This window comes from Stenotrophomonas chelatiphaga (assembly GCF_032054965.1).
Lineage (GTDB): Bacteria > Pseudomonadota > Gammaproteobacteria > Xanthomonadales > Xanthomonadaceae > Stenotrophomonas > Stenotrophomonas chelatiphaga.
Genome location: NZ_DAMBRS010000004.1, coordinates 113,552 through 137,531, shown reverse-complemented (window position 1 = coordinate 137,531; position 23,980 = coordinate 113,552). Strand labels below are relative to the sequence as shown.

The window sequence follows — 23,980 nt, the reverse complement described above, 5'->3', positions numbered from 1 at the left end:
GTCGTATCAGCGTTCGCCGGTTTCATCATCCAGGCTGATGATGCCGCGGCGCAGGGCCATGGTGACCGCATGCGTGCGGTCACCGACGCCCAGCTTCTCCATGATGCGCTTCATGTGCGCTTTCACGGTCTGTTCGGAAATCAGCATCTGCTCGCCCACGCGTCGATTGGACATGCCCGCCGCCACGTGGACCAGCACTTCGGTTTCGCGCGGGGACAACCGGTCTTCCACCACATGCGCGGCGATGCTCGCTGCCAGTTGCGCCGGAATGGCGGCGCGACGCCCCCCGGCCACGCTGCGGATGGTGTCGATCAGCTCATGGCGCAGCATGTCCTTGAGCAGGTAGGCGCTGGCGCCGGCCTGCAAGGCGCGTACCGCGCGGACATCGCCGCGGTAGGTCGTGAGCACGATGATGCGCGCCTTGGGATCCTGCGCGCGGATGCGCATGATGGCCTCGACACCGTCGATGCCCGGCAACTGCAGGTCCATCAGCACCACGTCCGGGTGCAGCCGCAGGTAGCAGTCCACCGCCTGTTCGCCGTCGGCCGCTTCGCCCACCAGATGCATGTCCGACTGGGTGGACAGCAGCGCGCCCAGGCCATCGCGCAACAGCGGATGGTCGTCCACGATCAACACGCCGATGGAATCGTTGAGGTTCATCCCGAGGGTTTCCTGTTGGGCCACCAGCGCCGCCATGGCGACGGACGCTGCCGGTAGATGCGATGGGCGGGCACCGACAACGCCACTTCGGTGCCCAGCCCGGGACGCGACCAGACGCGGAGTTCTCCACCCAGCCGGCGTGCGCGCTCGCGCATGCCCTGCATGCCCCAGTGGCCGTCGGCGGCGCCGTGGGTGTCGGTCATGCCGCGACCGTCATCGCGCACGTGCAGCAGCAGGCAACTGCGGCCGTAGGCCAGTTCCACTTCGATCGCTCCTGCCTGGGCATGGTGCAGGGCATTGCGGATCGCTTCGCGACCGATCAGGAAGACTTCTTCAGCCGCGTGCGCCTGCAGCGGCGGTGCCGCCCCTTCGATGGTCAGCCGTAGCGGGTTGACGCCCTCGCCGGCGAACTCTTCATGCACATGCGCCAACGCAGTTACCAGATCCTGGCCGGCAGCCGGGCCATCGCGCAGCGCCGCAACGCGTTCGCGTCCTTCGGCGAGGTTCTGTTCGGCCAGTTGCATGGCCGCCTCCAGGCTGCTGCGCACGGCAGGCGAGGCGTGGACGGACTGGCTGATGGCATGCAGGCGCAGGATCAGCCCCTGGCTGCCCTGCAACAGGGTGTCGTGCAGGTCACGGGCGATCCGCTCGCGCTCGCCGTGGCGTTCCTGCAGCCGGGCCCGCACCAGCGCAGCCAGCTGCCCGCTGCGGATGCGGACGGCCATCACCAGCAGGGCCAGTACTGCCAGCACGCACAGCAGCTTGAACCACAGCGTCTGCATGAAAGTCGGGGCGATCTGGAACGTGCGCGCCACCGGGGTGCTGCTCCAGACCCCGTCTTCGTTGGCGGCCATCACCTCGAAGCGGTAGGTTCCGGGCATGAGGTTGGTGTAATGCGCGCGGGTCTGGCTGCCGGCATCCTGCCAGCTGCTGTCCACGCCGGACAGTTGGTAGCGGTAGCGGGTGCGCTCGGGCCGCGCCAGGGACAGCGCCACGTAGTCGATCTGTACCTGGTCGGTGCCGGCGGGAAGTCGCAGTCCGTCGCGCAGCGGCAGGTGCTGCCCGTCGAACGACACCTCGCCGATGCGCACGTCCGGTGCACGTTCGTTGCGATGCGGCAGGGTGGTGTCCAGCCACGCCAGGCCCTGGTTGGTCGCCAGCCACAACAACCCATCCTCGGCCAGCATCGCCGTGGCGGTGGGGCTGCTCTGCAGGGCGATGCCCGGCATGCCATCGGCATCATCGAACAGGCGCGGGGAGAGCGCGCGTGCGCTGCCCGCCGCCACCCGCAGTGCATCGGCATCGGTGCGCAACAGGCCGCGGCTGCCGTTCAACCAGCGCGTACCCGATGCTTCGCCGGCGATGCCGGAGATGCCTTCCAGCACGCCGGGGATATCGGCCTGCAGCACATGGAAGCGGGCGCCTTCCAGCATGGCAAGGCCGGACTCCCCGGCGACCAGCAGTTCCTCCCCATGCGCGTGCACCGCGGTGACCGGACCGACATTCAGTCCCTGCGCCGGACCGTAAGCCCGTACCGATCGGCCATCGACCACGTGCAGCGTGCCATCGTCATGCCCGACCAGCACGCGCCCGCGTCCATCCACGCTGACCAGGCTGCAACTGCGTGCGGGCAGGCGATGATCATTGCGCCATCGACCGTCCTTGAAGTGCAGCGTGTAGGGGCCGGCGCACGCCCATGCTTCGCCGCGTGGAGCGAAGAACACCGAATTGAAGGACTGCCCGGCGGTCCAGCTCGGCGCGGCGAACGCCACCGTCCGGCCCGCGCTGCGCCGGTACAGCCTGTCATCGTGGAACAGCCACACCGGGACCGCCGACTGCAGGCTGGCGCGCTGCATCGCCGCCGCGCCGGCGTGGACCAGGCTGCGCTGCAGGTCGAACATCCGCAGGTCGTCATCGTAGCCCTGCACCTGCCCCCCCGCGGTGCGGTACAGCGTCCGGTAGGGACCCGACGGACCGACATCCTGCAGCGCATGCACGCTGCGCGCACGGAACCGGTTCAGGCCCAGGTTGGTGCCGACCCAGATGTTGCCTTCGCGGTCTTCCAGCAGCGGCGAGGCCGAGGTCGACGTCAGGCCCTGCGCCACGTCGAAGTTTTCCAGCCGCGTGGGCTGGGTGCCGTCGAAACCGAGCCGGAACACGCCGCCACTGCCGATGCGGGTTCCCCACAGGCTGCCATCACGCGCGAACAGCACGCGATCGGCGCGCAGGTCGGGCAGGCGCACCGATTCGCGTTGCGCGGGCGACAGCAGGGTGCCATCGCGCGCCACCGGCAGGATGCCGCGTCGCCGGTCGGCCAGCCACAGGCTTCCATCGGCGCGTTCGGCCAGCACCGACTGCGGCGATACGTCCAGGCCGGTGGCTTCGAACCGGCCGGCGCCACGCGGCAGTCGCCACAGCGTGCTGCCCGCCAACAGCCACAGCGTTCCCTGGTGGTCGCGCTGCAGCCAGTGCGCGGGCTCGGCAGGCACCTGCATCGCCGGCGTGGGCGGCTGCCAGTGTTGGCCGTCGTACCAGCGCAGACCGCCCTTGAGCGCCGCCCACAACCGTCCGCTGCCATCGCGCGTGATGCGCGGCACCGGACCGTTCGGCACATCACGTCCACTGAGGAAACTGCGCAGTCCGCGCGGGTGCAGGTGGCTGATGCCGGCCTGGAAATAGCCGATCCACAGGCTGTCATCCGGGTCGAGCAGCAACGACACCATGTTGGTGGACGGGAAGCGGCTGTCCTGCGGTGCCGCGTCGCGCTCGAAACGATGGCCATCGAACCGGTACAGGCCGGATCCGGTTGCCAGCAGCAGCGTGCCCTGGCGGTCCTGCGCGATGTCCCAGATATCACCGGGCGCGCCCTGCCCGACGCGCCATGCGCTGTGCTGGAAGCCGGGCAGCCCGGACTGGGCATGCATCGGTGTCGATGCCTGGGCCGTCATCTGCGATCCCACGCACAGCAGCACGACCTGCAACAGGCAGGCGCACGCGTGGCGCAGCAGCGGTGGGGGAGCAAGCGGCATGCTGCATTCTCGCAGGCCAGGGGCACGGCCGGCCTACCCGATCGGGGCAGGCGGGCCAGCGCGGGATCAGGTAACCATGGGCGGCCTGTCCACGGGAGGGTGGAATGCAGCGTCTGTTCGTGATGTTTCCAGATCGTGCGCCGGGCATCGGCCTGCTGTGGATACGGCTGTGCCTGGCCGCTGCGATGTGCTGGCCGTGGCCGGTGGCTGCGTGGCAGCAATGGGTCGCCGCCTCGGCGGCGTTGCTGCTGGCGCTCGGCGGACTGACCCCATTGGCGGTGCTGCTGGCCACGCTGGTGTTGTGGCGCGGCGGCGGCAGCATGCCGCTGGTGCTGCTGCCTGGCTGCCTGTTGCTGCTCGGCCCGGGCGCGTATTCGCTGGACGCCTGCCTGTTCGGTCGGCGCGTGCTGGTGGCGGCCCGGGGGGGCGCTCCCCCGAAAGAGTGAGGCTGCTGCCCACCCCGTCGGGGGTAGGGCGCCGTGGCGTCTGCCGCCACGCTATGCACTCCCCCCCACGAGTGCCGCCGATGGCCATCGACACACCGTGCGCCGGCGCGCCTTCGGGGCTGCCTGGCCTCACTGCGGCGCAGGCGGCAGCGGTCCGCCGCGCGCAGGCATTCATGGAACAGAACCTCGGCCAGTCGATCGACGTCGTGCAGATCGCCGCCGCTGCCTGTGTCAGCCGCTTCCACCTGGCGCGGCTGTTCCGCAGCGCCACCGGGCTCAGCCCGACTGCCTGGCTGCGCCGACGTCGCATCGACCAGGCCCGCCATTGGTTGCGTGAAGGGTCACAGCCGGTCGGCCGCATCGCCAGCGAACTGGCGTTCTTTGACCAGAGCCACTTCACCCGTACGTTCCGCGCCGCCACCGGCTGCAGTCCGCGCTGCTACGCCGCGCACGCAGCAACCCCTCACTGAATTTCCCCTCGCACTGGAGCCACCTGCATGAACAAGGCCACCGCCGTCCCCGGCAACGCGCTGCTTTCCCCGACCGACCACGCCCTGGTGCTGATTGACCATCAGTCGCAGATGGCGTTCGCCACCCACACCATCGACATCTCCGCGCTGCGCAACAACGTCGCGCTGATCAGCAAGGGCGCGAAGGGTTTCAAGGTGCCGGTGGTGCTGACCACCGTGGCCGAAAAGTCGTTCTCCGGTCCCCTGTTCCCGGAACTGCCGGCGATCTTCCCGGGCCAGCCGGTGTTCGACCGCACCTCGATGAATGCCTGGGAAGACCAGGGCGTGATCGATGAGATCAACCGCATCGGCAAGCAGCGCCTGGTCATCGCCGGCCTGTGGACCAGTGTCTGCATCGTCGGCCCGACCCTGTCGGCGATCGAGCAGGGCTTCGAGATCCATGTCATCACCGATGCCTGCGGCGACGTGAGCGACGAAGCACACGAGCGCGCCATCACCCGCATGGTGCAGGCCGGTGCCGTGCCGATCACCAGCGTGCAGTACCTGCTGGAGCTGCAGCGCGACTGGGCACGCGGCGAAACCTACGATCTCACCACCGGTATCGCGCGCGAACACGCCGGTGGCTACGGCGTGGGCATCCAGTACGCCAAGACCATGTTCGGCGCACAGGAAGGCGGTCACTGAGCATGGGCAGCAGCCATGCCCTGGACGTGGCGCTGCTGATGCTGCGCGTGGCAGCGGGAGGATTCCTGCTGCCGCACGCGCTGGGCAAGTTGTTCGGCTGGTTCAACGGCCCGGGCCTGGCCGGCTTTGCCGGCGAACTGCGTGGTTTCGGCCTGCCTGCCACCGCGCCGTTGCCGCTGCTGCTGGCCGCGGTGCAGGTAGTGGCCGGTCTGTCGGTGCTGATCGGCTGGCAGACCCGGCTGGCTGCGCTGGCCGGCGCGGCGTTCATCGCGTTCACCGCCGTGCTGGCGCTGCCGCGCGGCTGGTTCTGGATGCGCGGCGGCGTGGAGTACCCGCTGATGTGGACGCTGCTGTTGCTGTCGGTCGCGCTGGCGGGCGCTGGCACGATCTCGCTTGATTCTTTCCTTGCTTCCCCTGGAGTGCCGTCATGAGTACCGATCCTTCCCAGCCGGGCCGTCGCGAGGTGCTGCTGGGGGCGGGCGCGGCACTCGCGCTGGGCCTGGCCGGCCGCGGCCTGGCGGCGGCTTCCTCCCCCTCATCGCAGGAGCGTCGCATGAGCACGCTGGTCATCCGCAATGCCCGCATCACCACCCTCGACCCCGCACAACCGCATGCACAGGCGCTGGCCGTGCAGGACGGGCGCATCGTCGCCGTCGGCAGCGATGACGAGATCATGCGCGGGTGGGCGGCCGAGGCGACCATCATCGATGCGCAGGGCCGCCGGCTGGTGCCAGGGCTCAATGACAGTCATACCCACCTGATCCGCGGTGGACTCAACTACAACCTGGAACTGCGCTGGGATGGCCTGCGCTCGCTGGCCGATGCGCTGGCCATGCTGAAGGTGCAGGTCGATCGCACGCCCGCACCGCAATGGGTGCGCGTGGTCGGTGGCTTCACTGCCGCCCAGTTCAACGAAAAGCGCCTGCCGACGCTTGAGGAAATCAACACCATCGCGCCGGATACGCCGGTGTTCCTGCTGCACCTGTACGACCGCGCGCTGCTCAACCGCGCTGCGCTGCGTGCCTGCGGCTATGACAAGAACACACCGGATCCGCCCGGTGGGCAGATCGTGCGCGACAAGCTGGGCAACCCCACCGGCCTGCTGCTGGCCAAGCCGAACGCGGTGATCCTGTACGCCACGCTGGCCAAAGGACCCAAGCTGCCGATCGAATACCAGGCCAATTCCACGCGTCACTTCATGCGTGAGTTGAACCGGCTGGGGATCACCTCGGTGATCGATGCCGGCGGCGGCTTCCAGAACTATCCCGAGGACTACCAGGTCATCGAGCAGCTGCACCGCGATGACCAGCTCAGCGTGCGCATCGCCTACAACCTGTTCACCCAGAACAAGGGCGGCGAAGTCGGTGACTTCCAGCGCTGGAGCGACATCCTGCATCCGCGCCAGGGCGACGACCTGCTGCGCCACAATGGCGCGGGCGAGATGCTGGTGTTCTCCGCCGCGGACTTCGAACTGTTCAACGAACCGCGCCCGGAATTGCCGCCCGGACTGGAGCCGGAACTGCATGACGTGGTGCGGTTGCTGGTTGAAAAGCGCTGGCCCTTCCGCATCCATGCGACCTACGACGAAAGCATCTCGCGCATCCTGGATGTCTACGAACAGGTCAACCGCGAGGTACCGTTCGATGGCCTGCACTGGTTCATCGACCACGCCGAGACCATCACCCCGCGCAACATCGAGCGCATCCGCGCGATGGGCGGTGGGCTGGCGATCCAGCACCGCATGGCCTACCAGGGCGAAGCCTTCGTGGAACGCTACGGCGTGCAGGCAGCACGGCATACGCCGCCGGTGAAGCGGATGCTGGCCGAAGGCGTTCCGGTAGGCGCCGGTACCGATGCCACGCGCGTGGCCAGTTACAACCCGTGGGTCGCACTGTCGTGGCTGGTCACCGGCCGCACCGTGGGCGGCCTGGCGCTGTATGGCGATGAAAACCTGCTGGAACGCGAACAGGCGCTGCGCCTGTGGACCCAGGGCAGCGCATGGTTCTCTGGCGATGAAGACCACAAGGGCACACTGAAGGCAGGCCAGCTGGCCGATTTCATCGTGCTGTCGGCCGACTTCTTCCGCGTGGACGACGACCAGATCGCCGACATCACCAGCGTGCTGACCGTGCTGGGCGGTCGCATCGTGCACGCCGCCGCCGACTACGATGGGCTGGCACCGGCACTGCCGCCGGCGATGCCGGACTGGTCTCCGGTCAACCGCTTCGGCGGCTACCACGTCGGCGGCACGGCCACCGGCCTGGCGATGGCGCACCACCATCACCATGGCGCGCCCTGTTCCACCCACGGTGCACACGGCCATGCGGCCCAGCATGCGGCACCGACCGGTGACCTGCAGGCGTTCTGGGGCGCCATGGGCTGCTCGTGCTTCGCGTTCTGATCCTCGCCGCGCTGGCGCTGCCTGCGCTGGCACAGGCACGCGCGCAGGCCGGCTGCGAGGCGGGCCATTGCACCGCGCTGGGCCAGGGCGACCTGCAATGGGACGCCTCGCTGCGACTGCGTGGCATGTACTTCGATCCCACCCGCTTCGGCATCGGCGGCAGCGAAGACGGTTATGGCCTGCTGCGCGCGTTGGGATCGGCGACCTATCGCCGCGATGGCTGGCAGGCGCGCGTGCAGCTGGGCGTGCATGCCGAACAAGGACGTGCGGGTGGTCCCGGCGGCACCGATCAAGGCGCGCTGGACGTGCAGCAGGCCTACTGGCGCTGGCAGGGGCAGCAGGCATGGCTGCAGCTGGGGCGGCAGGAAGCGAGCTATGGCAGTTCCCGGCTGCTGTCGGTACGCGACGGACCGAACATCCGGCTGGCGTTCGATGGCCTGCGCCTGGGCTGGCGCGCTGCGGCGGGCAAGCTGGACGTGCTGGCGTTGCGCGCTGTGGACAACCGTCCCGGCGCCTTCGACGATCGCAGCGAGCCGGGTGCCCATCTGTGGGGCGCTTACGCGACCAGCGCAGCACGCCGCAGTGGCCAATGGGATGCCTACCTGCTGGACTACCAGCGCGATGGCGCACGCTTCGCCGATGGCAACGGGCGCGAACGGCGGCAGACGCTCGGCACGCGCTGGTTCGGCCAGCGCGATGCACTGGACTGGAACGTGGAAGCGGTGGTCCAGCGGGGTCATCTGGATACCGCCACGCGGCAGCTGGACATCCGTGCCTGGACACTGGCCAGCGATACCGGCTGGCGCTGGCGGCAGGCGCCATTGCAGCCGCGGCTGGGGGTGAAGCTGGACATCGCCAGCGGCGACCGCGATGCGGGCGATGGGCGCCTGCAGACCTTCAATGCGCTGTACCCGAAGTCGTCCTATTTCAGCGAGGCCAGCCTGCTGGCGCCGGCCAACCTGGTCGACGTGCAGCCCACCTTGGACCTGCAGTTCAACGAGCGCCTCGGCACCCAGCTGGGCGTGCAGCTGGCCTGGAAACAACAGCGCAGCGATGCGGTGTACACCACGCCGGCACCGCTGCTGCCGTTGCCCGGCAGTACCGGCGGCGCGCGCCGCATCGGCACCCAGTACAAGGCGGAAACCCGCTGGCAGGCCAGCGAGGACTGGCTATGGCAATGGCAACTGGCCTGGGTGGATGCCGGTCCGGCACTGCGCCAGGCCGGTGGCCGCGACACTCTTTTTGCCTCCATCGTAGGAGCGTGGCAATGGTAAATACCGCTTCCCCCGCAGCACCCGGCGCCTGGGCGCCGCTGCAGATCAGCATGTTCCGCGCGTTGTGGCTGGCCATCATGGGCAGCAACATCGGCACCTGGGTCAACGACGTGGCCGCGGCGTGGGTGATGGCCGAACGCACCGGCTCGCCGCTGATGGTCGCGCTGGTGCAGTCGGCCACGACCGTGCCGATCGTGCTGCTGGCGCTGGTGGCCGGCACCCTGGCCGACATCGTCGACCGTCGCCGCTACCTGCTGGCCACCCAGGGCTGGATGCTGGCGGTGGCCGGCACCATGGCGGTGCTGACCCACCTGGACCTGCTCAGCCCGACCCTGCTGGTGGTGCTGACCTTCTGCATGGGCTGCGGCGCGGCCATGGCGATGCCGGCGCAGGCGGCGATCGTATCCGAACTGGTACCGCCCCCCATGCTGGCTTCGGCCGTCGCGCTGAACTCGATCGGCATCAACATCGCGCGGTCGCTGGGCCCGGCCATCGGCGGGGTGATCGTCGCCCAGCTGGGGGCCACGTGGGCGTTCGGCTTCAATGCGATCAGCTTTGCCGCCATGCTGGTGGTGCTGCTGCGCTGGCAGCGTGATCCGAAAGCCTCCAGCCTGCCGCCCGAAGGCTTCGGCGCCGGGCTGAAATCCGGCCTGCGCTATGCCAGCCGGGCCGGCCACCTGCAGGCGGTGCTGATCAAGTCCGCCGGCTTCTTCTTCTTCGCCAGCGCGATGACCGCGCTGCTGCCGGTGGTGGTACGCGGGCAGATGCAGGGCGGGGCAGGGCAGTACGGCATGTTGCTGGGCTGCGTGGGCATCGGCGCGGTCAGTGGCGCCCTGCTGCTGCCGAAACTGCGTGCGCGGCTGGACCGTGACCTGCTGGTGCTGCTGGCCACGCTGGCGCTGGCGCTCAGCCTGGTCGGACTGGCCGTGCTGCGCAGCTGGGTGCTGCTGCCGCTGGCGATGCTGGTGAATGGATTTGCCTGGATCACCGTGCTGTCTTCGCTGCAGATCGCCGCGCAGACCGCGGTTCCAGCGTGGGTGCGTGCGCGTGCGCTGGCGCTGTACATCATGGTGTTCTCGCTGGGCATGGCCGCCGGTGGCCTGTGCTGGGGCGCGCTTGCCCAGCGCAGCACGCCTACCCTGGCGCTGCTCGTGGCGGCCGTCGGCGCGGTGGTGGCGGGCCTGCTGGTATGGCGCGTGCGCATCTCCGGTACCGAAGAACTGGACCTGCGGCCGGCCGGCCACTGGCCTGCACCGGAACTGTCGGTAGCGGTGGCGCACGACCGCGGACCGGTGCTGGTGACGGTGGAATACCGCATCGACGCAGCAGACCGGGTTGCCTTCCACGCGTGCATGCGCCTGCTCGGCCGCGTGCGCCGTCGCGATGGCGCGGTGCTGTGGGGCGTGGCCGAAGATGTTGCCAGTCCCGGCGTGCACCTGGAGTACTTCGTCACCGCGTCGTGGTTGGAACACCTGCGCCAGCACGAGCGCATCACCGCCGATGACAAGGCCGTGCAGGAGCAGCTGCGCACGCTGCATCGCGGCGAACGGCACCCCGTGGTGCGCCATTTCGTCGGCGGCAGCGATGCGCTCGACGGCGTGGTGCCCCACACCCACAGCGACATCTGATCCACCGCTGCATCCCCTCGACAGGAGCCACCCGCATGAGCAATTTCGTTACCGTCAAAGACGGCGCCCGCATCTTCTACAAGGACTGGGGCACCGGCCAGCCGATCGTGTTCGCGCATGGCTGGCCGCTCAGCTCCGACGCCTGGGATCCGCAGATGCTGTTCATGGGCCAGAACGGCTTCCGGGTCATCGCGCATGATCGTCGCAGCCACGGCCGTTCCAGCCAGACCTGGGACGGCAATGACATGGATACCTACGCCGACGACCTGGCCGCGGTGCTGCAGCAGGCCGACGTCAAGGACGCGATCCTGGTCGGGCATTCCACCGGTGGTGGCGAAGTGGCGCACTACGTGGGTCGCCATGGCAGCAGCCGCGTCGCCAAGGTGGTGCTGGTCGGTGCGGTACCACCGCTGATGCTGCAGACCGCCGGCAACCCGGAAGGCACGCCGCTGGACGTGTTCGATGGCATCCGCAAGGGCACCGGTGGTGATCGCTCGCAGTTCTTCCAGGACCTGGCCTCGCCGTTCTTCGGTGCCAACCGCGATGGCAACGCGGTCACCCAGGGCATGCGCGATTCGTTCTGGCTGCAGGGCATGCTCGGCGGCGTGAAGGGCCAGTACGACTGCGTGCGTGAGTTCTCCGAAGTGGACTACAGCGCGGACCTGCAGAAGATCGACGTGCCGACGCTGGTGATCCATGGCGACGACGACCAGATCGTGCCGATCAAGGCGGCTGCCGAGAAGTCGATCAAGCTGCTGGCCAACGGCACGCTGAAGGTCTACCCCGGTGCGCCGCATGGCCTGACGGCGACCCACGCCGATCAGTTCAACGCCGACCTGCTGGCCTTTGCCAGGGCCTGATCAGGCACCACCCACCCGCGATACGCCGGAATGGCCGGAGCGTGCGAACGCTCCGGCCATTTTGTTTCCGGCCTCCAGCGCTTCCATTTCCGCATGACCGCACAGGCAGGTCCAGCGCACCATGCGCTGTCATCGATGCGACTTGCGGCGCTGCTACAACGAGCAGTGGCCCGCGTGCGGCGCCGCACCTGCCGGCAACAACGGGCTAAAGTCCGGCCAGGGCAGGCCGATACCGATGCGTCATTCCGCCTCGGACTCTGTCATGCCGGCTGCCCCCCACATCCTGCGTTCTGCCTTCCCCCGCCTGCGCCACCTCGCGGTCCGTGCGCGGCCTTCCCTGCAGCGCCTGGCGCGGCTCAGCGTGGCCGCCAAGATCAAGGCCAGCCTGCTGGTCTGTGGCCTGGGCCTGGTCACCATTGCCGCGATGTACTGGTGGACCAGCCACGGCAGCGAACGCGCCGCACAGAGCTTCGCGGTCTACCAGCAGGGCACCGGGCTGGCTGCCACGCTGGCCGCCGATATCGCCGAAGCGAGGCGGCTGCAGACCCAGTATGCACGCAGTTTCGATGCCACCGACCGCGACGCGCTGCAGCTCGCCCAGCAGCGCCTGCAGGCGACGCTGCAGCAACTGCGGGCGTTGCCGATGGACGCGACGCGCCGGCAGGCATTGGCCGAACTGACCACCCAGGCCGACGCGTTTGCCGAGGGCATCGCCGCGCTCAACGCGCGCGTGGATGAAATGGGGCGGGGCGATGAAGCGATGTCGGCGCAGCTGGAGCAGGCGGCCGACGCCGTGCAGGCGGCGGTGGACGCAACGCAACGCCCGCTGCTGGCCCTGCACCTGCAACGCATGCGCCGCCAGGAAAGCCTGCTGCTGCTGAGCGGCGACTCCCGGCATGCCGACCGCGCCAGCGAGGAAAAACTGCCCTTCGACCTTGCGCTGGCCGGCCTGCCGGCCGATGCCCAGCAGCAGCTGCGCGATCTGATGGATGGCTACCAGGGCGCCCTGCTGTCCTATACCGCCGCGCGCATGGGCCTGGACGTGGAAGCGCAGTCATTGGTGGATACCGCGGCCAGCATCGCCCCCGCGCTGCAGGCGTTCCAGCAGGCGCAGGCAGCCAGCCTGGAACAGGCGCGCGCTCGCCAGCAGGCGCAGGCCACGCGCCTGGGTGTGCTGTTCGCCGCCTCGCTGCTGATGGTCGCCGTAGTGCTGATCGGGACGCTGTTGATGGTGCTGCACGCCGTGCGCCGGCCGATCCAGGACACCCTGCGTTTCGCCGAGGACATCGCCGAGGACCGCCTGGATACGGTGTTGCGCGTGCATAACCCGCACGATGAAATCGGCCAGCTGGCGCAACGGCTGGGCCACATGCAGCAGCAGCTGCGCGCGCGCATCGAACGCGAACGCGCGGTGGCGCAGGAGAACGCGCGTGCACGGCAGGCGCTGGACAGCGCCTCCACCGGTCTGATGGTGGTCAATCCGCAGGGCGAAGTGACCCATGCCAATCCGGCGTTGCTGCAGACCCTTGGTGCCGGCGGGAACGAGGTACTGGGCCGGCCGGCCCGCCAGCTGCATGCCGCGCTGGCACGGATGGACGGAAGCGGCCGACGCGAGTACGACATCCAGCACGGTGGCACGAGCTGGCAGCTGGTGACCACGCCGATCTTCGAGGGTGGCCAGTCACTCGGCGAGGTGGTGGAGTGGCGCAGCCGTGCACTGGAAGTACTGCTGGAAACCGAAGTCGGCGCGTTGGTGGATGCGGCGGCGCAGGGTGAACTGGCCGGCCGCATTCCGCTGGAAGGAAAGCAGGGCTACGTGCATCGCCTGTCGGCCAGCATCAACCACCTGCTGGCGACCTTCGAACACAACCTCGGCGACCTGCAGGCACTGCTGGCGGCGCTGGCGCGCGGCGACCTGCGCGCACGCATGGACGGGGACCTGGACGGTGTGTTCGCACGCATGCGCGACGACGCCAACGCGACCGTGGACCAGCTGGCGGGCATCGTGGCGGGCATCCAGAACGCAGCACGCGCGATCGGTGACGCGGCCGGTGAAATCAGCGCCGGCAATGCCGATCTTTCCATCCGTACCGAACGGCAGGCGGCCAACCTGGAAGAGACCGCCGCGTCCATGCACGAGCTCACCGATACCGTATCGCGCAATGCCGATGCAGCCGGACAGGCCGACACACTGGTCCGCGCCAGCGCGGAAGTGGCCGCGCGCGGGGGTGATGCGGTGGGCCAGGTCCAGCGCTCGATGCAGGACATCAGCGCGTCGTCGCGGCGGATCGGCGAGATCACCGCGCTGATCGATGGCATCGCCTTCCAGACCAACATCCTGGCGTTGAACGCGGCCGTGGAGGCGGCGCGCGCCGGTGAGCAGGGCCGCAGCTTCGCGGTGGTGGCCAGTGAAGTGCGGTTGCTGGCGCAGCGCAGTGCCGATGCGGCCAGGCAGATCAAGGGACTGATCGAAGACTCGGTGCAGCAGGTGGGGCAGGGCACGCGCGCGGTCAGCCAGGCCGGTGCGACGATGGCCGAACTGCAGGCCAGCGTGCAGCAGGTGGCCGCGATCATGGCGCAGATCCGCGATGCCTCGCTGGAGCAGCGCAACGGCATCGGGCAGGTCAACCAGACCATCGTGCAGATGGACGCCAGTACCCAGCAGAACGCGGCGATGGTGGAAGAGGCCACGGCATCGGCGCGCGCCCTGGAAGCTCAGGCCGAGGTGCTGGCCGAGGCGGTGGCGGTGTTCCAACTGCGTGGCGCCGGAGCGAAAGGGCCAGCGTCACACCCCGCGAACGCGGAACGGATGCTGGCCCCGGGTTGAGCCTGCGAACGGTCAGATGAGCATGCCGCCGGAGGCTTCCACGCGCTGGGCATTGATCCAGCGCGTGCCCGCCGACATCAGAGCGACCACGGCCGGGCCGATGTCATCGGGCTTGCCGGCGCGACCGAGCGCGGTGGACGACGCCACCATTGCATTGATGCCCGCATCGTCACGCACGCGGCCGCCGCCGAAATCGGTTTCGATCGCACCCGGCGCCAGCGTGTTGGCACTGATGCCACGCGCGCCCAGCTCCTTGGCCAGATAGCGGGTGAACACTTCGATGCCGCCCTTCATCATCGCGTACGCCGAGCTGCCCGGCAGCGAGAACCGCGCCAGCCCGCTGGACACGTTGAGGATGCGGCTGCCATCGGCAAGCAGCGGCAGCAGGGCCTGGGTCAGGAAGTAGGGGCCTTTCAGGTGCACGTTGACCAGGTGATCGAACGCGGCCGGGGTGGTGTCGGCGATCAGCGCGTAGTGGCCTTCGCCGGCATTGTTGACCAGCCCATCCAGGCGCTCACCGCCCCAGTCGGCAAGCTGGGCCTGCAGCCGTTCGACGAACGCGGGGAACGAGGCGCTGTCGGCCACGTCCAGCGGCAATGCGGCAGCGCGTCGACCCAGCGCCTCGATCTGCGCCACGACCTCGTCGGCGGCAGCGGACTGGCTGCGGTAGGTCAACACGATATCGGCGCCGTCGGCGGCCAGGGCGAGGGCGGCATTGCGGCCGAGGCCACGGCTGCCACCGGTGATCAGCAGGGTGCGGGAAACGGACATGTCGAGCTCCAACGGGCGGGTAGGTGACCAGCCTATTGGGCTTGCGGGGGCGAATAAACTGCGTGATGCTGATATCACTGTTCAACCATGGCCGACAATCAATGGACAGCATGGCGCAGCTGCGCATCTTCCTGCACGTAGCCGAACGCGGCTCGTTCACCCGTGCGGCAGAAGGCCTGGGCCTGCCCAAGGCCAGCGTGTCGCTGGCCGTGCAGCGGCTGGAAGCGGCGATGGGTACCCAGCTGTTGCACCGGACCACGCGCCGCGTGCAGTTGACCGCCGACGGTGAACAGCTTTTCCAGCGCGCCCGCGACCTGCTGGATGACATGGAGGACCTGCAGGGCATGTTCCGCCGCGATACCGCGCAACTGCGCGGGCGGCTGCGGGTGGACATGTCCAGTGGGCTCGCCCGCCACCTGATCCTGCCGCAGCTGCCGGCGTTCCTGCAACAGCATCCGGGGCTGGAGATCGAACTCAGCGGCACCGATCGCCGTGTGGACCTGGTGCGCGAAGGCTTCGACTGCGTGCTGCGGGTAGGTGCGCTGGACGACAACACGCTGGTGGCGCGGCCGCTGGGCAGCATAGAGATGGTCAACTGTGCCAGTCCGGGGTATCTCGCCGCGCGTGGCACGCCGTTGACCCTCGATGCATTGGATGCGCATTGTCTGGTGCACTACGTAAGCACGCTGGGGCAGCGGCCGGCGGGCTTCGAATACCGCGATGGCGAGCAGTACCGCAGCCTGCCGATGGCCGGTGCGGTGACCGTCAACAGCGGCGATGGCTACAGCGCCGCCGCGCTGGCCGGACTGGGCATCATCCAGGTGCCGCGGCTGGGCGTGCGCCAGGCCCTGCGCGATGGAACGCTGGTTGAAATCCTGCCGCAGCTGCCGTCCGAACCGATGCCGGTGACCCTGCTGTACGCCCAGCGCCGGCACCTTCCGGCGCGGGCGCGGGCGTTCATGGACTGGGTGGCCGCGCTGCTGCAGCCGCACCTGCTGCCGCTGTAACGAAGCGCACACCCGACGCTGTTCAATACACGTCGCGCCGGTAGCGTCCATCGGCGAGCAGTGCATCCACCGCCTCCTCGCCCAGGGTTTCGCGCAGCACGTCGTCCACGCCCTGCGCCATGCCCTGCAGCGAACCGCACACGTACACGCAGGCGCCGTCGGCGATCCAGTGGCGCAGCTCCGTGCTGGCCGCGCGCAGCAGATCCTGCACGTACATCCGGGTGCTGCCATCGCGCGACCACGCCTGGTCCACGCGGGCCAGGTGACCCTGCTGCTGCCAGTCGATGATCTCCTGCGCGTACAGCGCATCGCAGGCCTGCTGGCGTTCACCGAACAGCAGCCAATGGCCGTGCTGTCCGGCGCCGTCGGCTTCACGCAGCAGGCTGCGCAGGCCGGCGATGCCGGTACCGTTGCCGATCAGGATCATGGGCGGCGCATCGTCGTGGCGGTGGAAGCCCGCATTGCGCCGCACCCGTGCCGGCACGCTTTCGCCGATGCCGGCGTGCTGGGACAGCCATCCGGAGCCGATTCCCGGCCGGCCGTCGTCGCCATGCACCAGGCGCACCACCAGCTGCACGTGGCCATCGGCCAGGCAGCTGGCGATGGAGTATTCGCGCGTTGGCAACGGCGGCAGCTGGTCCAGCCACTGGGCGGTGTCATTCACTGCCTGCACCTGGTCGACCGGCGGCAACACGCGCCGCGCCGCCGCATCGTGCACGCGCAGTTCCAGCCCATCCACATGCACCTGCGCGTCGGCATCCAGCCCTGCCGCGGCCAGTACCGCAGTAACCTCCTCCGCAGCGTGGCGCGGGGCCACCTGCAGGATGTCACCGGCCTGCCAACCCGCGCCGGCCGGCGGCAGCAGGGTCACCTGCCAGATCGCGCCGCCCTGGCTGCCGGGATTGAGCAGCAGGCGTTCGTGCAAGGTCCAGTCCTGCAGCAGGCGGTGCGGCTCGGCGTCCACCGCCGCCTCCACGCCGGTGAGCGACGCAAGCTGGGCCTGCCAGCGCTGCAGCGCACGGGCGTCATCGCCATCCACATCGATGCACGGGAACAGCGCCGCCGCGCCCTGTTCGCCCAGCCACTGTTCCACCCGCCGCGCGAAGCCGCAGAAGCGGTCGTACTGGCGATCGCCCAGCGCCAGCATCGCGTAGCCCAGTTCCGGCAGCGCCTGCGCCTGCGCCAGCACCTTGCGTTCGAAGGCGCGCGCGCTGTCCGGCGCTTCGCCATCGCCGAAGGTGCTGACCACGAACAGGGCGCGCCGGGCCTCCTGCAGCGTTCCGCCGTCCAGGCGTGCCATCGGGGTTACCTGCACGCGCATGCCCGCTGCCTGCAACTGGCCGGCCGCGCGCCACGCCAGTTGTTCGGCCTGGCCACTCTGGCTGGCGAAGGACACCAGCCACGGCGGCCCGTCGGCATGGCCCGCCGACGGCGGCGCGACGAGGTCCACGCGCGAGGCGCGCACGGCGCGCTTCTTCGCGCGGCGGTCCAGGTACAGCATCCAGCCGGTGACGAAGAACAGCACCATCATCAAACTGGACAGCATCACGATCAGGCGCCCGGGCAGGCCGAAGAAACTGCCCGAATGCAGTGCGAACATGCTGCCCAGCACCTTTTCGCCGCCACCCAGGTCGGCATACGCGCGCTGGTCCAGCACCGCGCCACTGGCGGGATCGATCTGCAGGGTGTCGTAGGCGCGGTCATGATGGGAATGCTGGGCAGACATCACCCGTGCGGTGACCGGGCGGTCGCCGCGCGCCGGCAGCCGCAGGTCGATGTAGCCTTCGCGCACGCCAGGCAGCGCATACAGGCTGGCCTGCACGCGCTGCAGGTCCAGCGCTCCGTCGGCCTGCACCGTCGGCGCAGCAACCGGCGGTCCCCCGAGCAGGCGGGTCAGGCCATCGCGGTACCAGTCGAAGGACCACCACAGGCCGGTCAGGGCGATCAGCAGGTAGACCGGCAGCACCCAGGTGCCGATCACCGAATGCAGGCTCCACAGGAAGCTGCGGCCGCTGTGTTTCCACTCCACCGACAGCCAGCTGCGCCAGCTCCACCACTGGCGTGGCCAGCGCAGGTAGATGCCGGACAGCACGAACACCAGCAGGATGATCGTGCAGCTGCCGGTGACCAGCCGGCCGCGGTCGCCTGCCACCAGGCGTCGGTGCAGGTCTTCGGTGAAGTCGAAGAAGCCCTGGCCACGCAGCGCGCTGAAGCGTTCGCCGGTGAAGGGATCGAAGTACACCCAGTTGTCGCGGCCGCCATCGAAGCGCGCCACCGACGGACGTTGGCCGGTGGCATCCACGCGCAGGCGCTGCAGCGCGGTGTCGCTGCCTTCGCCCAAGGTGGCCACCAGGGTGTCCAGCGGCAGTGCCTGGCGGCCATCGCCCTGCTGGGTGGCGACCGCGGCGAACTGCGGATTCAACACGCGCAGCAGGTCGTCCTCGAAGGACAGGGCGGCGCCGGTGAGGCCCATCAGGGCGAGCACGGTGCCGGCGGTGATGCCGAGGAACCAGTGCACCTGGAAGAGAACGGTCTTGAACATCGGGGGAGGGGGAAACCGGTAACGCCGGGCCCGAAGGTCCGGGTACTGCGCGGGGGAGGCGCCGTGGGGTATCCCTACCTGCGGCGAATGAGAATCACTCGCGTAGTGTTCCGGTCGCAGGCGCCAGGGTCAAGCGCACTCACTCGCCGGTTGCCCAGCCTTCGATCTCGCCATGGACGAACGGCCCCAGCTTCTGCCGCACGATGCGGCCCTGCGCGTCCACCAGCACCGTGTAGGGCAGCAGGCCCTGCGTGTTGCCTAGGCGCACGCTGGCGTCGGCCGGGCCGGGGGTCTCCAGCACGATGGGATAGTCCACCGACACCTGGCGCAGGAACGCGCGCACGCCCTCGGCGGTGTCCAGCGCCAGCCCAAGCACCTGCACGCCCTGGTCGCCCTGGGCGGTCGCAAAGCGCGCCAGCTCCGGCATTTCTTCCACGCAGGGGCCGCACCAGCTGGCCCATACATTGATCAGCAGCGGCCGGCCATGGAACCGTTGCAGGTCCACCGGCGCGCCGGCCAGATCCGGCAGCACGATCGCCGGGAGCGGATCGCCGATGCCCGCCACGACCGGACCAATGCGAGGGCCAGGGTCCTTTTCCGTTTCGGAAACGGACCCTGGCCCCTGCCTCGAGGAGGTGTCCAGCTTCTGCCCCGCCCACAGGCCCACTCCACCGGCCAGCACCGCTGTCCACAGCAGTGCCGGCCGCAGGCGCTTCATCGTGCGGTGCGCAGCAGCGCTTCTTCGGCGAGTGCCTGGGTCAGTACGCTGGGCAGCACGATCGGCGGCGCGCCGGGGCCGTACACCACGTACAGCGGCACGCCCACGGCCTTGTGTTCATCCAGGAACGCGGTGATCTGCGGGTCCACGTTGGTGTAGTCGCCGCGCATGTAGACCGCGTTCGTCCGCCGCAGCAGCTCCTGGAAATCAGGACGCGACAGCACCGCGCGCTCGTTGGCCTTGCAGGTCACGCACCAGTCGGCGGTCATGTTGACGAACACCACGCGGTTGTCCGCGCGCAGGCGGTCGAGCATTTCCGGGGAATAGGCCACCACGTTTTCACCGGCAGCCTGCGCGGCGGTCGCCGGCGGGGCCAGCCGGGCAACGCCCCACACCGGCACCAGTGCAGCCAGGATCACCACGCCGGCCAGCAGCGCACCCACGCGCTGGCTGCGCCAGCGGCTGCGCTCGAACCACCACAGGCCCAGCGCCAGCAGCACCAGTCCGCCCAGCACCAGCGCCATCGCATCCACGCCACGCTGCTTGCCCAGCACCCACAGCAGCCACAGCGCGGTCGCGTACATCGGGAACGCCAGCACGTGCTTGAGCGTTTCCATCCACGCGCCGGGACGCGGCAGGCGACGGGCCAGCGTGGGCACGAAACCGACCAGCAGGAACGGCAGCGCCAGGCCCAGGCCCAGTGCCAGGAACACCAGCATCGACTGCAGCGCGGGCGCGGCGAACGCGTAAGCCAGGGCCGGGCCCATGAACGGCGCCACGCACGGGCTGGCGACCACGCAGGCCAGTACCCCGGTGAAGAAATCGCCGACCGGACCGCTGCGCGATGCCAGCGACTGGCCGATGCCGCCGACGTTGCCGCCCAGCGTGAACACCCCGGACAGGCTCAGGCCGACGGCGAACATCAGGTACACCAGCGCGGCGATGAACCACGGGTGCTGCAGCTGGAAGCCCCACCCTGCGGCTTGGCCGGCCGCGCGCAGGGCCAGCACCAGCGCACCGATCACCGCGAACGCCACCAGCACGCCGGCGGTGTACCAGAGTGCATGGGCGCGCGCCCGCTGGCGGCTCTCACCGCTCTGCGCCAGGCCCAGCACTTTCAGCGAAAGGATCGGCAGCACGCACGGCATCAGGTTCAGCACCAGGCCGCCAGCCAGCGCCAGCAACAGCACCACCAGCAGCCCCTTGGCGCTGGTCGGTTCCGGCGGACGCGTGCGCTGTGCGTTGTCCGCGCTCGCATCCGGGCTGGGCGCGGTGGCGCCCGCGGTGGCCGCGTCCAGACCCGCGGCGTCACCTGCCACGGGGTCCGGAAGGATCGGCACCACGCGACGGTTGTCGGTCTTCTCGCTGCCGGTGCCGTCAGTGCGCTGCGCTTCGCGCGGCAATGCCGCCGGCAGCTCATTGCCGGCCGCGGTGGTCGCCGCCGTCGCATCGACCTTGCCGGCGGGAATGTCCAGCCGCACCCGGCGGGTCATCGGCGGGTAGCAGATGCCATCGGTCTGGCACCCCTGGAAGGTCACGACCAGGGTGGCATCCAGTGCCTCGGCACGGCTGCGGTGCAGCGGCAGGGTCGCGTCGGTCTGGTCGAAGAACACCGCCACGTCGCCGAAATGTTCATCGCGGTGCGACTGAGCCTGCGGCCAGCGCAGCGCCTCCACGCGGATGCCGTTGGCACCTTCCAGCTTCAGCGAGGTGCGGTCGCGATACAGGTAATAGCCCTTGGCCGGGGTGAAACGCAGCAGCAGGGTGTTGCCATCGTCGACGATGGCTTCGAAGCCGAAGGCCTTCTCCGAAGGCAGCGGCAGGCCCTGCACGGCTGCAGCGGTACCGGGCAGGCGCAGGCCGCCGCTGGCGCCACCCAGGGCGTTGTTCAACGCTGACCCGCCGGCCGCACCGGCAATCACCGGTGAAGCGGCGCCTGTACCGCCGCCGGGCAGCGCGACCTGGATCACGCGCTTCTGCGGCGGGTAGCACACCCCCGCGTCGGCGCAGCCCTGGAAGCGCACTTCCACGCTGACGGTGCCGGTAGCTGCGGCCGGCTGGCCCGGCAATGTGGCACTCAGGCGCTCGCGATAGGTCTCTACTTCGCCGAAGAAATCATCGTGGTGGCGCTCGCCGGCCGGCATCTTCAACGCACCCGCATTGAAGGCCGGGTCGGCCTTGGCACTGGTGCGATGGCGATACAGGTAATAGCCCGGGGCGATCTTCCACTGCAGCTGGATCTGGTCGCGCTGGGTCGCCGTGGCGGTCAGCGCGAACGCTTCGTCCACCGGCAGCAGGTCCTTCTCGCTCAGTGCCCAGGCGGGCAGGGCAAGCGCCAGCAGCGCGCAGACCGCAGCGCCACGACGCAACGACGCCCTCCATGCTGATTTCATGAAACCTGCTTTCATCAACTGTGTTCCTCCCGGGTCTGTGCCCGGATCCAATCCAGATAGGCCGGCAAGCCGGCGCGTGCTTCGACCGCGATGCACTCGGGGAGTTCATACGGATGCAGTTCGACCAGCCGCGCCATCGCGGCATCGAGCCGGCTGGCGGTGGTCTTGACCAGCAGCTGCAGTTCGCTGTCTGTGGTCACTTCGCCCTGCCACCGGTACGTGGACCGTGCGCCTTCCTGGCGGGTGACGCAGGCTGCCAGCCGCTCGCCGACCAGCGCATGCGCGATGCGCTCGGCGCTGGCCAGGTCAGGACAGGTGGTGAACAGCAGCAGGACGGGATCGGCGGTCGACATCGCCGCCGAGTATAGGGCCCCGGTCCGGGCAGAAGGCCGGACCGGGGCATGAGCCGAATCAGAAAATGATCAGTTGGCCAGCTGGCAGCTGCTCGGCTTGGCCGAGGTGAACAGGGCCGGGGTGGCCCACTCGGGGTGGTCGATGAACGGATTGCGGTTGCCCTGGAAGCTGTAGATCACCTCGTTGCGGGCCCGCTCCGCATCGGTCGGCGGGTCGGCCAGGTGCCAGTCGATCAGGGTGGACAGCAGGCCCATGTAGGCCGGCGAACTGCTGGTCTTGACGATCCTGCTGCGGTCGTCGGTCAGCTCCAGGTCCGGCTCGGACTGGCCGGTCGCGGCATCCTTGCCGCCTTCATAACGGATCGCCATGTACATCACCGCACGCGCCATGTCGCCCTTGCGCTTGCCCCACACTTCGAACGAGCCCTGGTTGCCATCGGGGGTGCGCACCCAGTTGGAATTGCCCGGGTAGGCGCCGCTGCCGCCGCCCTGGCCATTGTTGGACTCGGTGGCGCGCTCGCCGCAGTTGCTGTCGCACTTGGCGAACGGCTTGTTGCCGCGGTCGGCATTCCACTGCGCATCGGTCAGGTACAGCATGTGGGTGTCGGTGTAGGGCGCATACGGCAGGCCCTTGTCGCCGGTGGTGCTGGCAAAGCCCAGCGAATTGGGCCAGGTGTGCTCGCGGTTGTAGGTCAGCCCGCTGCCGGTGCCCGCGCGTCCGCTGCCCTTGACGTAGCTGCGGTTGCGGTAGGCATCGAGCACGTTGCCGGCGTTGTTGGGATCTTCGTCGGCGATTTCCAGGATGGTCCAGGTGCTGGTGCCCGAGCCGCTGTACGGATACGCGGTGTGGCCCTTGATGGTCTCATGCAGCGAACAACGCAGCTGGCTCGGGCTGGAGGTATTCACCCGCGCGTAGTACGCGCCGGGATTGCCGGGATTGCCGGGATCCGGATTGCCGGTGCTGCTGGCCACGGTGAAGGCAATGCGCGAATCGGCGGCCGGCCGTGCGCCCTGGCTGTCGCTGATGCGGCTGGCCCGGATATCGAAGCGGCAGGCTTCCCCGGCCACCAGCGCGGTGTTGGTGGAAATCTTCAGCGTGCGGCCACTGGACGGGTGGGTCAGCGGCACGCTGCCGGACTGGCCGCAGCTCAGTGCGAAGGCGCCGCTGGCCAGGGTGACGTTCTCGCTGAACACCACTTCCAGGTCACCGGCGGCGGGGAAGCTGCTGCTGCCTTGGGCCGGGGTGGTGGTGGACACCGACGGCGGCGTGTTCGGGCCGGGCGTGCCGGGGCTGCCGCTGAAGGTCTGACCGGTGTTGCAGGCGCCGAAGGTCTGGGCGGCCGACTCGGCCCAGGTGAAATGGGCGTACTGGCTGCCGCTGCCGGTGAGCTGCAGGGAGGTGCCGGGTGCGGTGCTGTTGCTCTCGGCGACCGGGATGTTCTGGCTGGTCAGGCCGGCGGCCGGGCCGCTGGCGGCGGTGATGGTGCCCTCGTAGCTGAGGAACTGGACCACCGCACCGCTGGCATCGACCAGCGCGATGCCGTCGTTGGACCCGTTCTGCAGGCCATTGGTCGGGTAGCTGACCACCGCGATGCTGGCGCTGCCGCAGGCCGCCGCGGTGCCGGCCGGGACCGGGTTGTTGGCATACACGCTGGCCGCCGACGGGGTGCTGCCGTTGTACAGGTACAGGCGGTAACCGGACAGATCCTCGCCAGCAGTGGCGACCACTTCGATCGCCTCGCCGACGTCCCCGGCCGGCGTGCTGTCGTCGTAATGCAGTTCGTTGATGAAGACCTCGGCCCGGGCGGGCGAGATCGCCAGCGCCAGCAGGCAGCCAGCGGCAAGTGGTGACAGCATTCGCATCGACTACTCCTTGTGAGCGGATCCCCTGAAGGGGGAATCTAAGCCGGTTGCATG

General features: G+C 69.2%; 18 protein-coding genes. 10 read left to right on the top strand and 8 right to left on the bottom strand.

Features of this window, described 5'->3' with window-relative positions; translation table 11 throughout:
• Positions 1-6: 6 nt before the first annotated feature.
• Together RTX79_RS08145 and RTX79_RS08140 are read right to left on the bottom strand one after the other, a co-directional pair.
• Positions 7-660: a response regulator transcription factor gene (locus RTX79_RS08145; protein ID WP_312683110.1), complete on the bottom strand. Its 654-nt coding sequence runs from the start codon at positions 658-660 to the stop codon at positions 7-9.
• The gene (locus RTX79_RS08140; protein WP_312683109.1) at positions 657-3,689 is read right to left on the bottom strand and encodes a two-component regulator propeller domain-containing protein; all 3,033 of its coding nucleotides are present in this window, start codon (positions 3,687-3,689) and stop codon (positions 657-659) included. Before RTX79_RS08140 ends, RTX79_RS08145 begins: the two co-directional genes overlap by 4 nt.
• 104 nt (positions 3,690-3,793) lie before the next feature.
• Here RTX79_RS08140 and RTX79_RS08135 point away from each other — a divergent pair, with 104 nt between their 5' ends.
• The 9 genes from RTX79_RS08135 to RTX79_RS08095 all read left to right on the top strand — a co-directional run bounded on the left by RTX79_RS08135 (position 3,794) and on the right by RTX79_RS08095 (position 14,279).
• Positions 3,794-4,135, top strand: coding sequence for a hypothetical protein (locus tag RTX79_RS08135; protein ID WP_309683044.1), 342 nt, complete (start codon positions 3,794-3,796; stop codon positions 4,133-4,135).
• Between the two features lie 80 nt (positions 4,136-4,215).
• Complete coding sequence (locus tag RTX79_RS08130) at positions 4,216-4,605, top strand: helix-turn-helix transcriptional regulator (RefSeq protein ID WP_312683108.1); 390 nt, start codon at positions 4,216-4,218, stop codon at positions 4,603-4,605.
• 27 nt (positions 4,606-4,632) lie between these two features.
• Entirely contained in the window at positions 4,633-5,289 is a 657-nt protein-coding gene (locus tag RTX79_RS08125; RefSeq protein WP_057507443.1) for a hydrolase, read from the top strand.
• Positions 5,290-5,291: 2 nt separating this feature from the next.
• Positions 5,292-5,720, top strand: a complete 429-nt coding sequence (locus tag RTX79_RS08120; protein ID WP_312683107.1) for a DoxX family protein — start codon at positions 5,292-5,294, stop codon at positions 5,718-5,720.
• 122 nt (positions 5,721-5,842) lie between these two features.
• Positions 5,843-7,690, top strand: coding sequence for an amidohydrolase (locus tag RTX79_RS08115; protein ID WP_312683179.1), 1,848 nt, complete (start codon positions 5,843-5,845; stop codon positions 7,688-7,690).
• A complete protein-coding gene (locus RTX79_RS08110; protein ID WP_312683178.1) occupies positions 7,669-8,964 on the top strand; it encodes an alginate export family protein in 1,296 nt (431 codons plus the stop codon). Before RTX79_RS08115 ends, RTX79_RS08110 begins: the two co-directional genes overlap by 22 nt.
• Complete coding sequence (locus RTX79_RS08105; RefSeq protein WP_312683106.1) at positions 8,958-10,592, top strand: MFS transporter; 1,635 nt, start codon at positions 8,958-8,960, stop codon at positions 10,590-10,592. The genes RTX79_RS08110 and RTX79_RS08105 overlap by 7 nt, the downstream gene beginning before the upstream one ends.
• 35 nt (positions 10,593-10,627) lie before the next feature.
• Positions 10,628-11,452, top strand: a complete 825-nt coding sequence (locus RTX79_RS08100; protein WP_312683105.1) for an alpha/beta fold hydrolase — start codon at positions 10,628-10,630, stop codon at positions 11,450-11,452.
• Between the two features lie 283 nt (positions 11,453-11,735).
• Positions 11,736-14,279: a methyl-accepting chemotaxis protein gene (locus RTX79_RS08095; RefSeq protein ID WP_428695979.1), complete on the top strand. Its 2,544-nt coding sequence runs from the start codon at positions 11,736-11,738 to the stop codon at positions 14,277-14,279.
• Positions 14,280-14,291: 12 nt separating this feature from the next.
• Here the strand turns inward: RTX79_RS08095 and RTX79_RS08090 are convergent, their stop codons facing one another.
• Positions 14,292-15,050, bottom strand: a complete 759-nt coding sequence (locus RTX79_RS08090) for an SDR family NAD(P)-dependent oxidoreductase (RefSeq protein ID WP_057507449.1) — start codon at positions 15,048-15,050, stop codon at positions 14,292-14,294.
• Between the two features lie 35 nt (positions 15,051-15,085).
• On the opposite strand from RTX79_RS08090, the gene RTX79_RS08085 reads away from it, so the two are divergent.
• Positions 15,086-16,057: a LysR family transcriptional regulator gene (locus RTX79_RS08085; RefSeq protein ID WP_312683177.1), complete on the top strand. Its 972-nt coding sequence runs from the start codon at positions 15,086-15,088 to the stop codon at positions 16,055-16,057.
• 22 nt (positions 16,058-16,079) lie between these two features.
• On the opposite strand, the gene RTX79_RS08080 is transcribed toward RTX79_RS08085, so the two are convergent.
• From RTX79_RS08080 to RTX79_RS08060, 5 genes are all read right to left on the bottom strand, one after another.
• Positions 16,080-18,599, bottom strand: coding sequence for a PepSY domain-containing protein (locus RTX79_RS08080; RefSeq protein WP_312683103.1), 2,520 nt, complete (start codon positions 18,597-18,599; stop codon positions 16,080-16,082).
• A 139-nt stretch (positions 18,600-18,738) separates the two neighbouring features.
• Positions 18,739-19,317: a TlpA family protein disulfide reductase gene (locus RTX79_RS08075; RefSeq protein ID WP_312683102.1), complete on the bottom strand. Its 579-nt coding sequence runs from the start codon at positions 19,315-19,317 to the stop codon at positions 18,739-18,741.
• Complete coding sequence (locus RTX79_RS08070) at positions 19,314-21,710, bottom strand: protein-disulfide reductase DsbD domain-containing protein (RefSeq protein WP_312683101.1); 2,397 nt, start codon at positions 21,708-21,710, stop codon at positions 19,314-19,316. The genes RTX79_RS08075 and RTX79_RS08070 overlap by 4 nt, the downstream gene beginning before the upstream one ends.
• A gap of 14 nt (positions 21,711-21,724) precedes the next feature.
• Positions 21,725-22,063 (bottom strand): divalent-cation tolerance protein CutA, encoded by a 339-nt coding sequence (gene cutA, locus RTX79_RS08065; RefSeq protein WP_042614506.1) that lies wholly within the window; start codon positions 22,061-22,063, stop codon positions 21,725-21,727.
• Between the two features lie 69 nt (positions 22,064-22,132).
• Positions 22,133-23,926, bottom strand: a complete 1,794-nt coding sequence (locus RTX79_RS08060; protein ID WP_312683100.1) for an endonuclease — start codon at positions 23,924-23,926, stop codon at positions 22,133-22,135.
• Between the last annotated feature and the right edge of the window lie 54 nt (positions 23,927-23,980).

Bases quoted from the DNA above. Each gene is read 5' to 3' on its own strand.
- RTX79_RS08060 (WP_312683100.1), bottom strand. From the start codon at position 23,926: ATGCGAATGCTGTCACCACTTGCCGCTGGCTGCCTGCTGGCGCTGGCG.
- RTX79_RS08115 (WP_312683179.1), top strand. From the start codon at position 5,843: ATGAGCACGCTGGTCATCCGCAATGCCCGCATCACCACCCTCGACCCC.
- RTX79_RS08120 (WP_312683107.1), top strand. From the start codon at position 5,292: ATGGGCAGCAGCCATGCCCTGGACGTGGCGCTGCTGATGCTGCGCGTG.
- cutA (WP_042614506.1), bottom strand. From the start codon at position 22,063: ATGTCGACCGCCGATCCCGTCCTGCTGCTGTTCACCACCTGTCCTGAC.
- RTX79_RS08100 (WP_312683105.1), top strand. From the start codon at position 10,628: ATGAGCAATTTCGTTACCGTCAAAGACGGCGCCCGCATCTTCTACAAG.
- RTX79_RS08145 (WP_312683110.1), bottom strand. From the start codon at position 660: ATGAACCTCAACGATTCCATCGGCGTGTTGATCGTGGACGACCATCCG.
- RTX79_RS08090 (WP_057507449.1), bottom strand. From the start codon at position 15,050: ATGTCCGTTTCCCGCACCCTGCTGATCACCGGTGGCAGCCGTGGCCTC.
- RTX79_RS08125 (WP_057507443.1), top strand. From the start codon at position 4,633: ATGAACAAGGCCACCGCCGTCCCCGGCAACGCGCTGCTTTCCCCGACC.
- RTX79_RS08080 (WP_312683103.1), bottom strand. From the start codon at position 18,599: ATGTTCAAGACCGTTCTCTTCCAGGTGCACTGGTTCCTCGGCATCACC.
- RTX79_RS08070 (WP_312683101.1), bottom strand. From the start codon at position 21,710: ATGAAATCAGCATGGAGGGCGTCGTTGCGTCGTGGCGCTGCGGTCTGC.
- RTX79_RS08130 (WP_312683108.1), top strand. From the start codon at position 4,216: ATGGCCATCGACACACCGTGCGCCGGCGCGCCTTCGGGGCTGCCTGGC.
- RTX79_RS08105 (WP_312683106.1), top strand. From the start codon at position 8,958: ATGGTAAATACCGCTTCCCCCGCAGCACCCGGCGCCTGGGCGCCGCTG.
- RTX79_RS08140 (WP_312683109.1), bottom strand. From the start codon at position 3,689: ATGCCGCTTGCTCCCCCACCGCTGCTGCGCCACGCGTGCGCCTGCCTG.
- RTX79_RS08135 (WP_309683044.1), top strand. From the start codon at position 3,794: ATGCAGCGTCTGTTCGTGATGTTTCCAGATCGTGCGCCGGGCATCGGC.
- RTX79_RS08075 (WP_312683102.1), bottom strand. From the start codon at position 19,317: ATGAAGCGCCTGCGGCCGGCACTGCTGTGGACAGCGGTGCTGGCCGGT.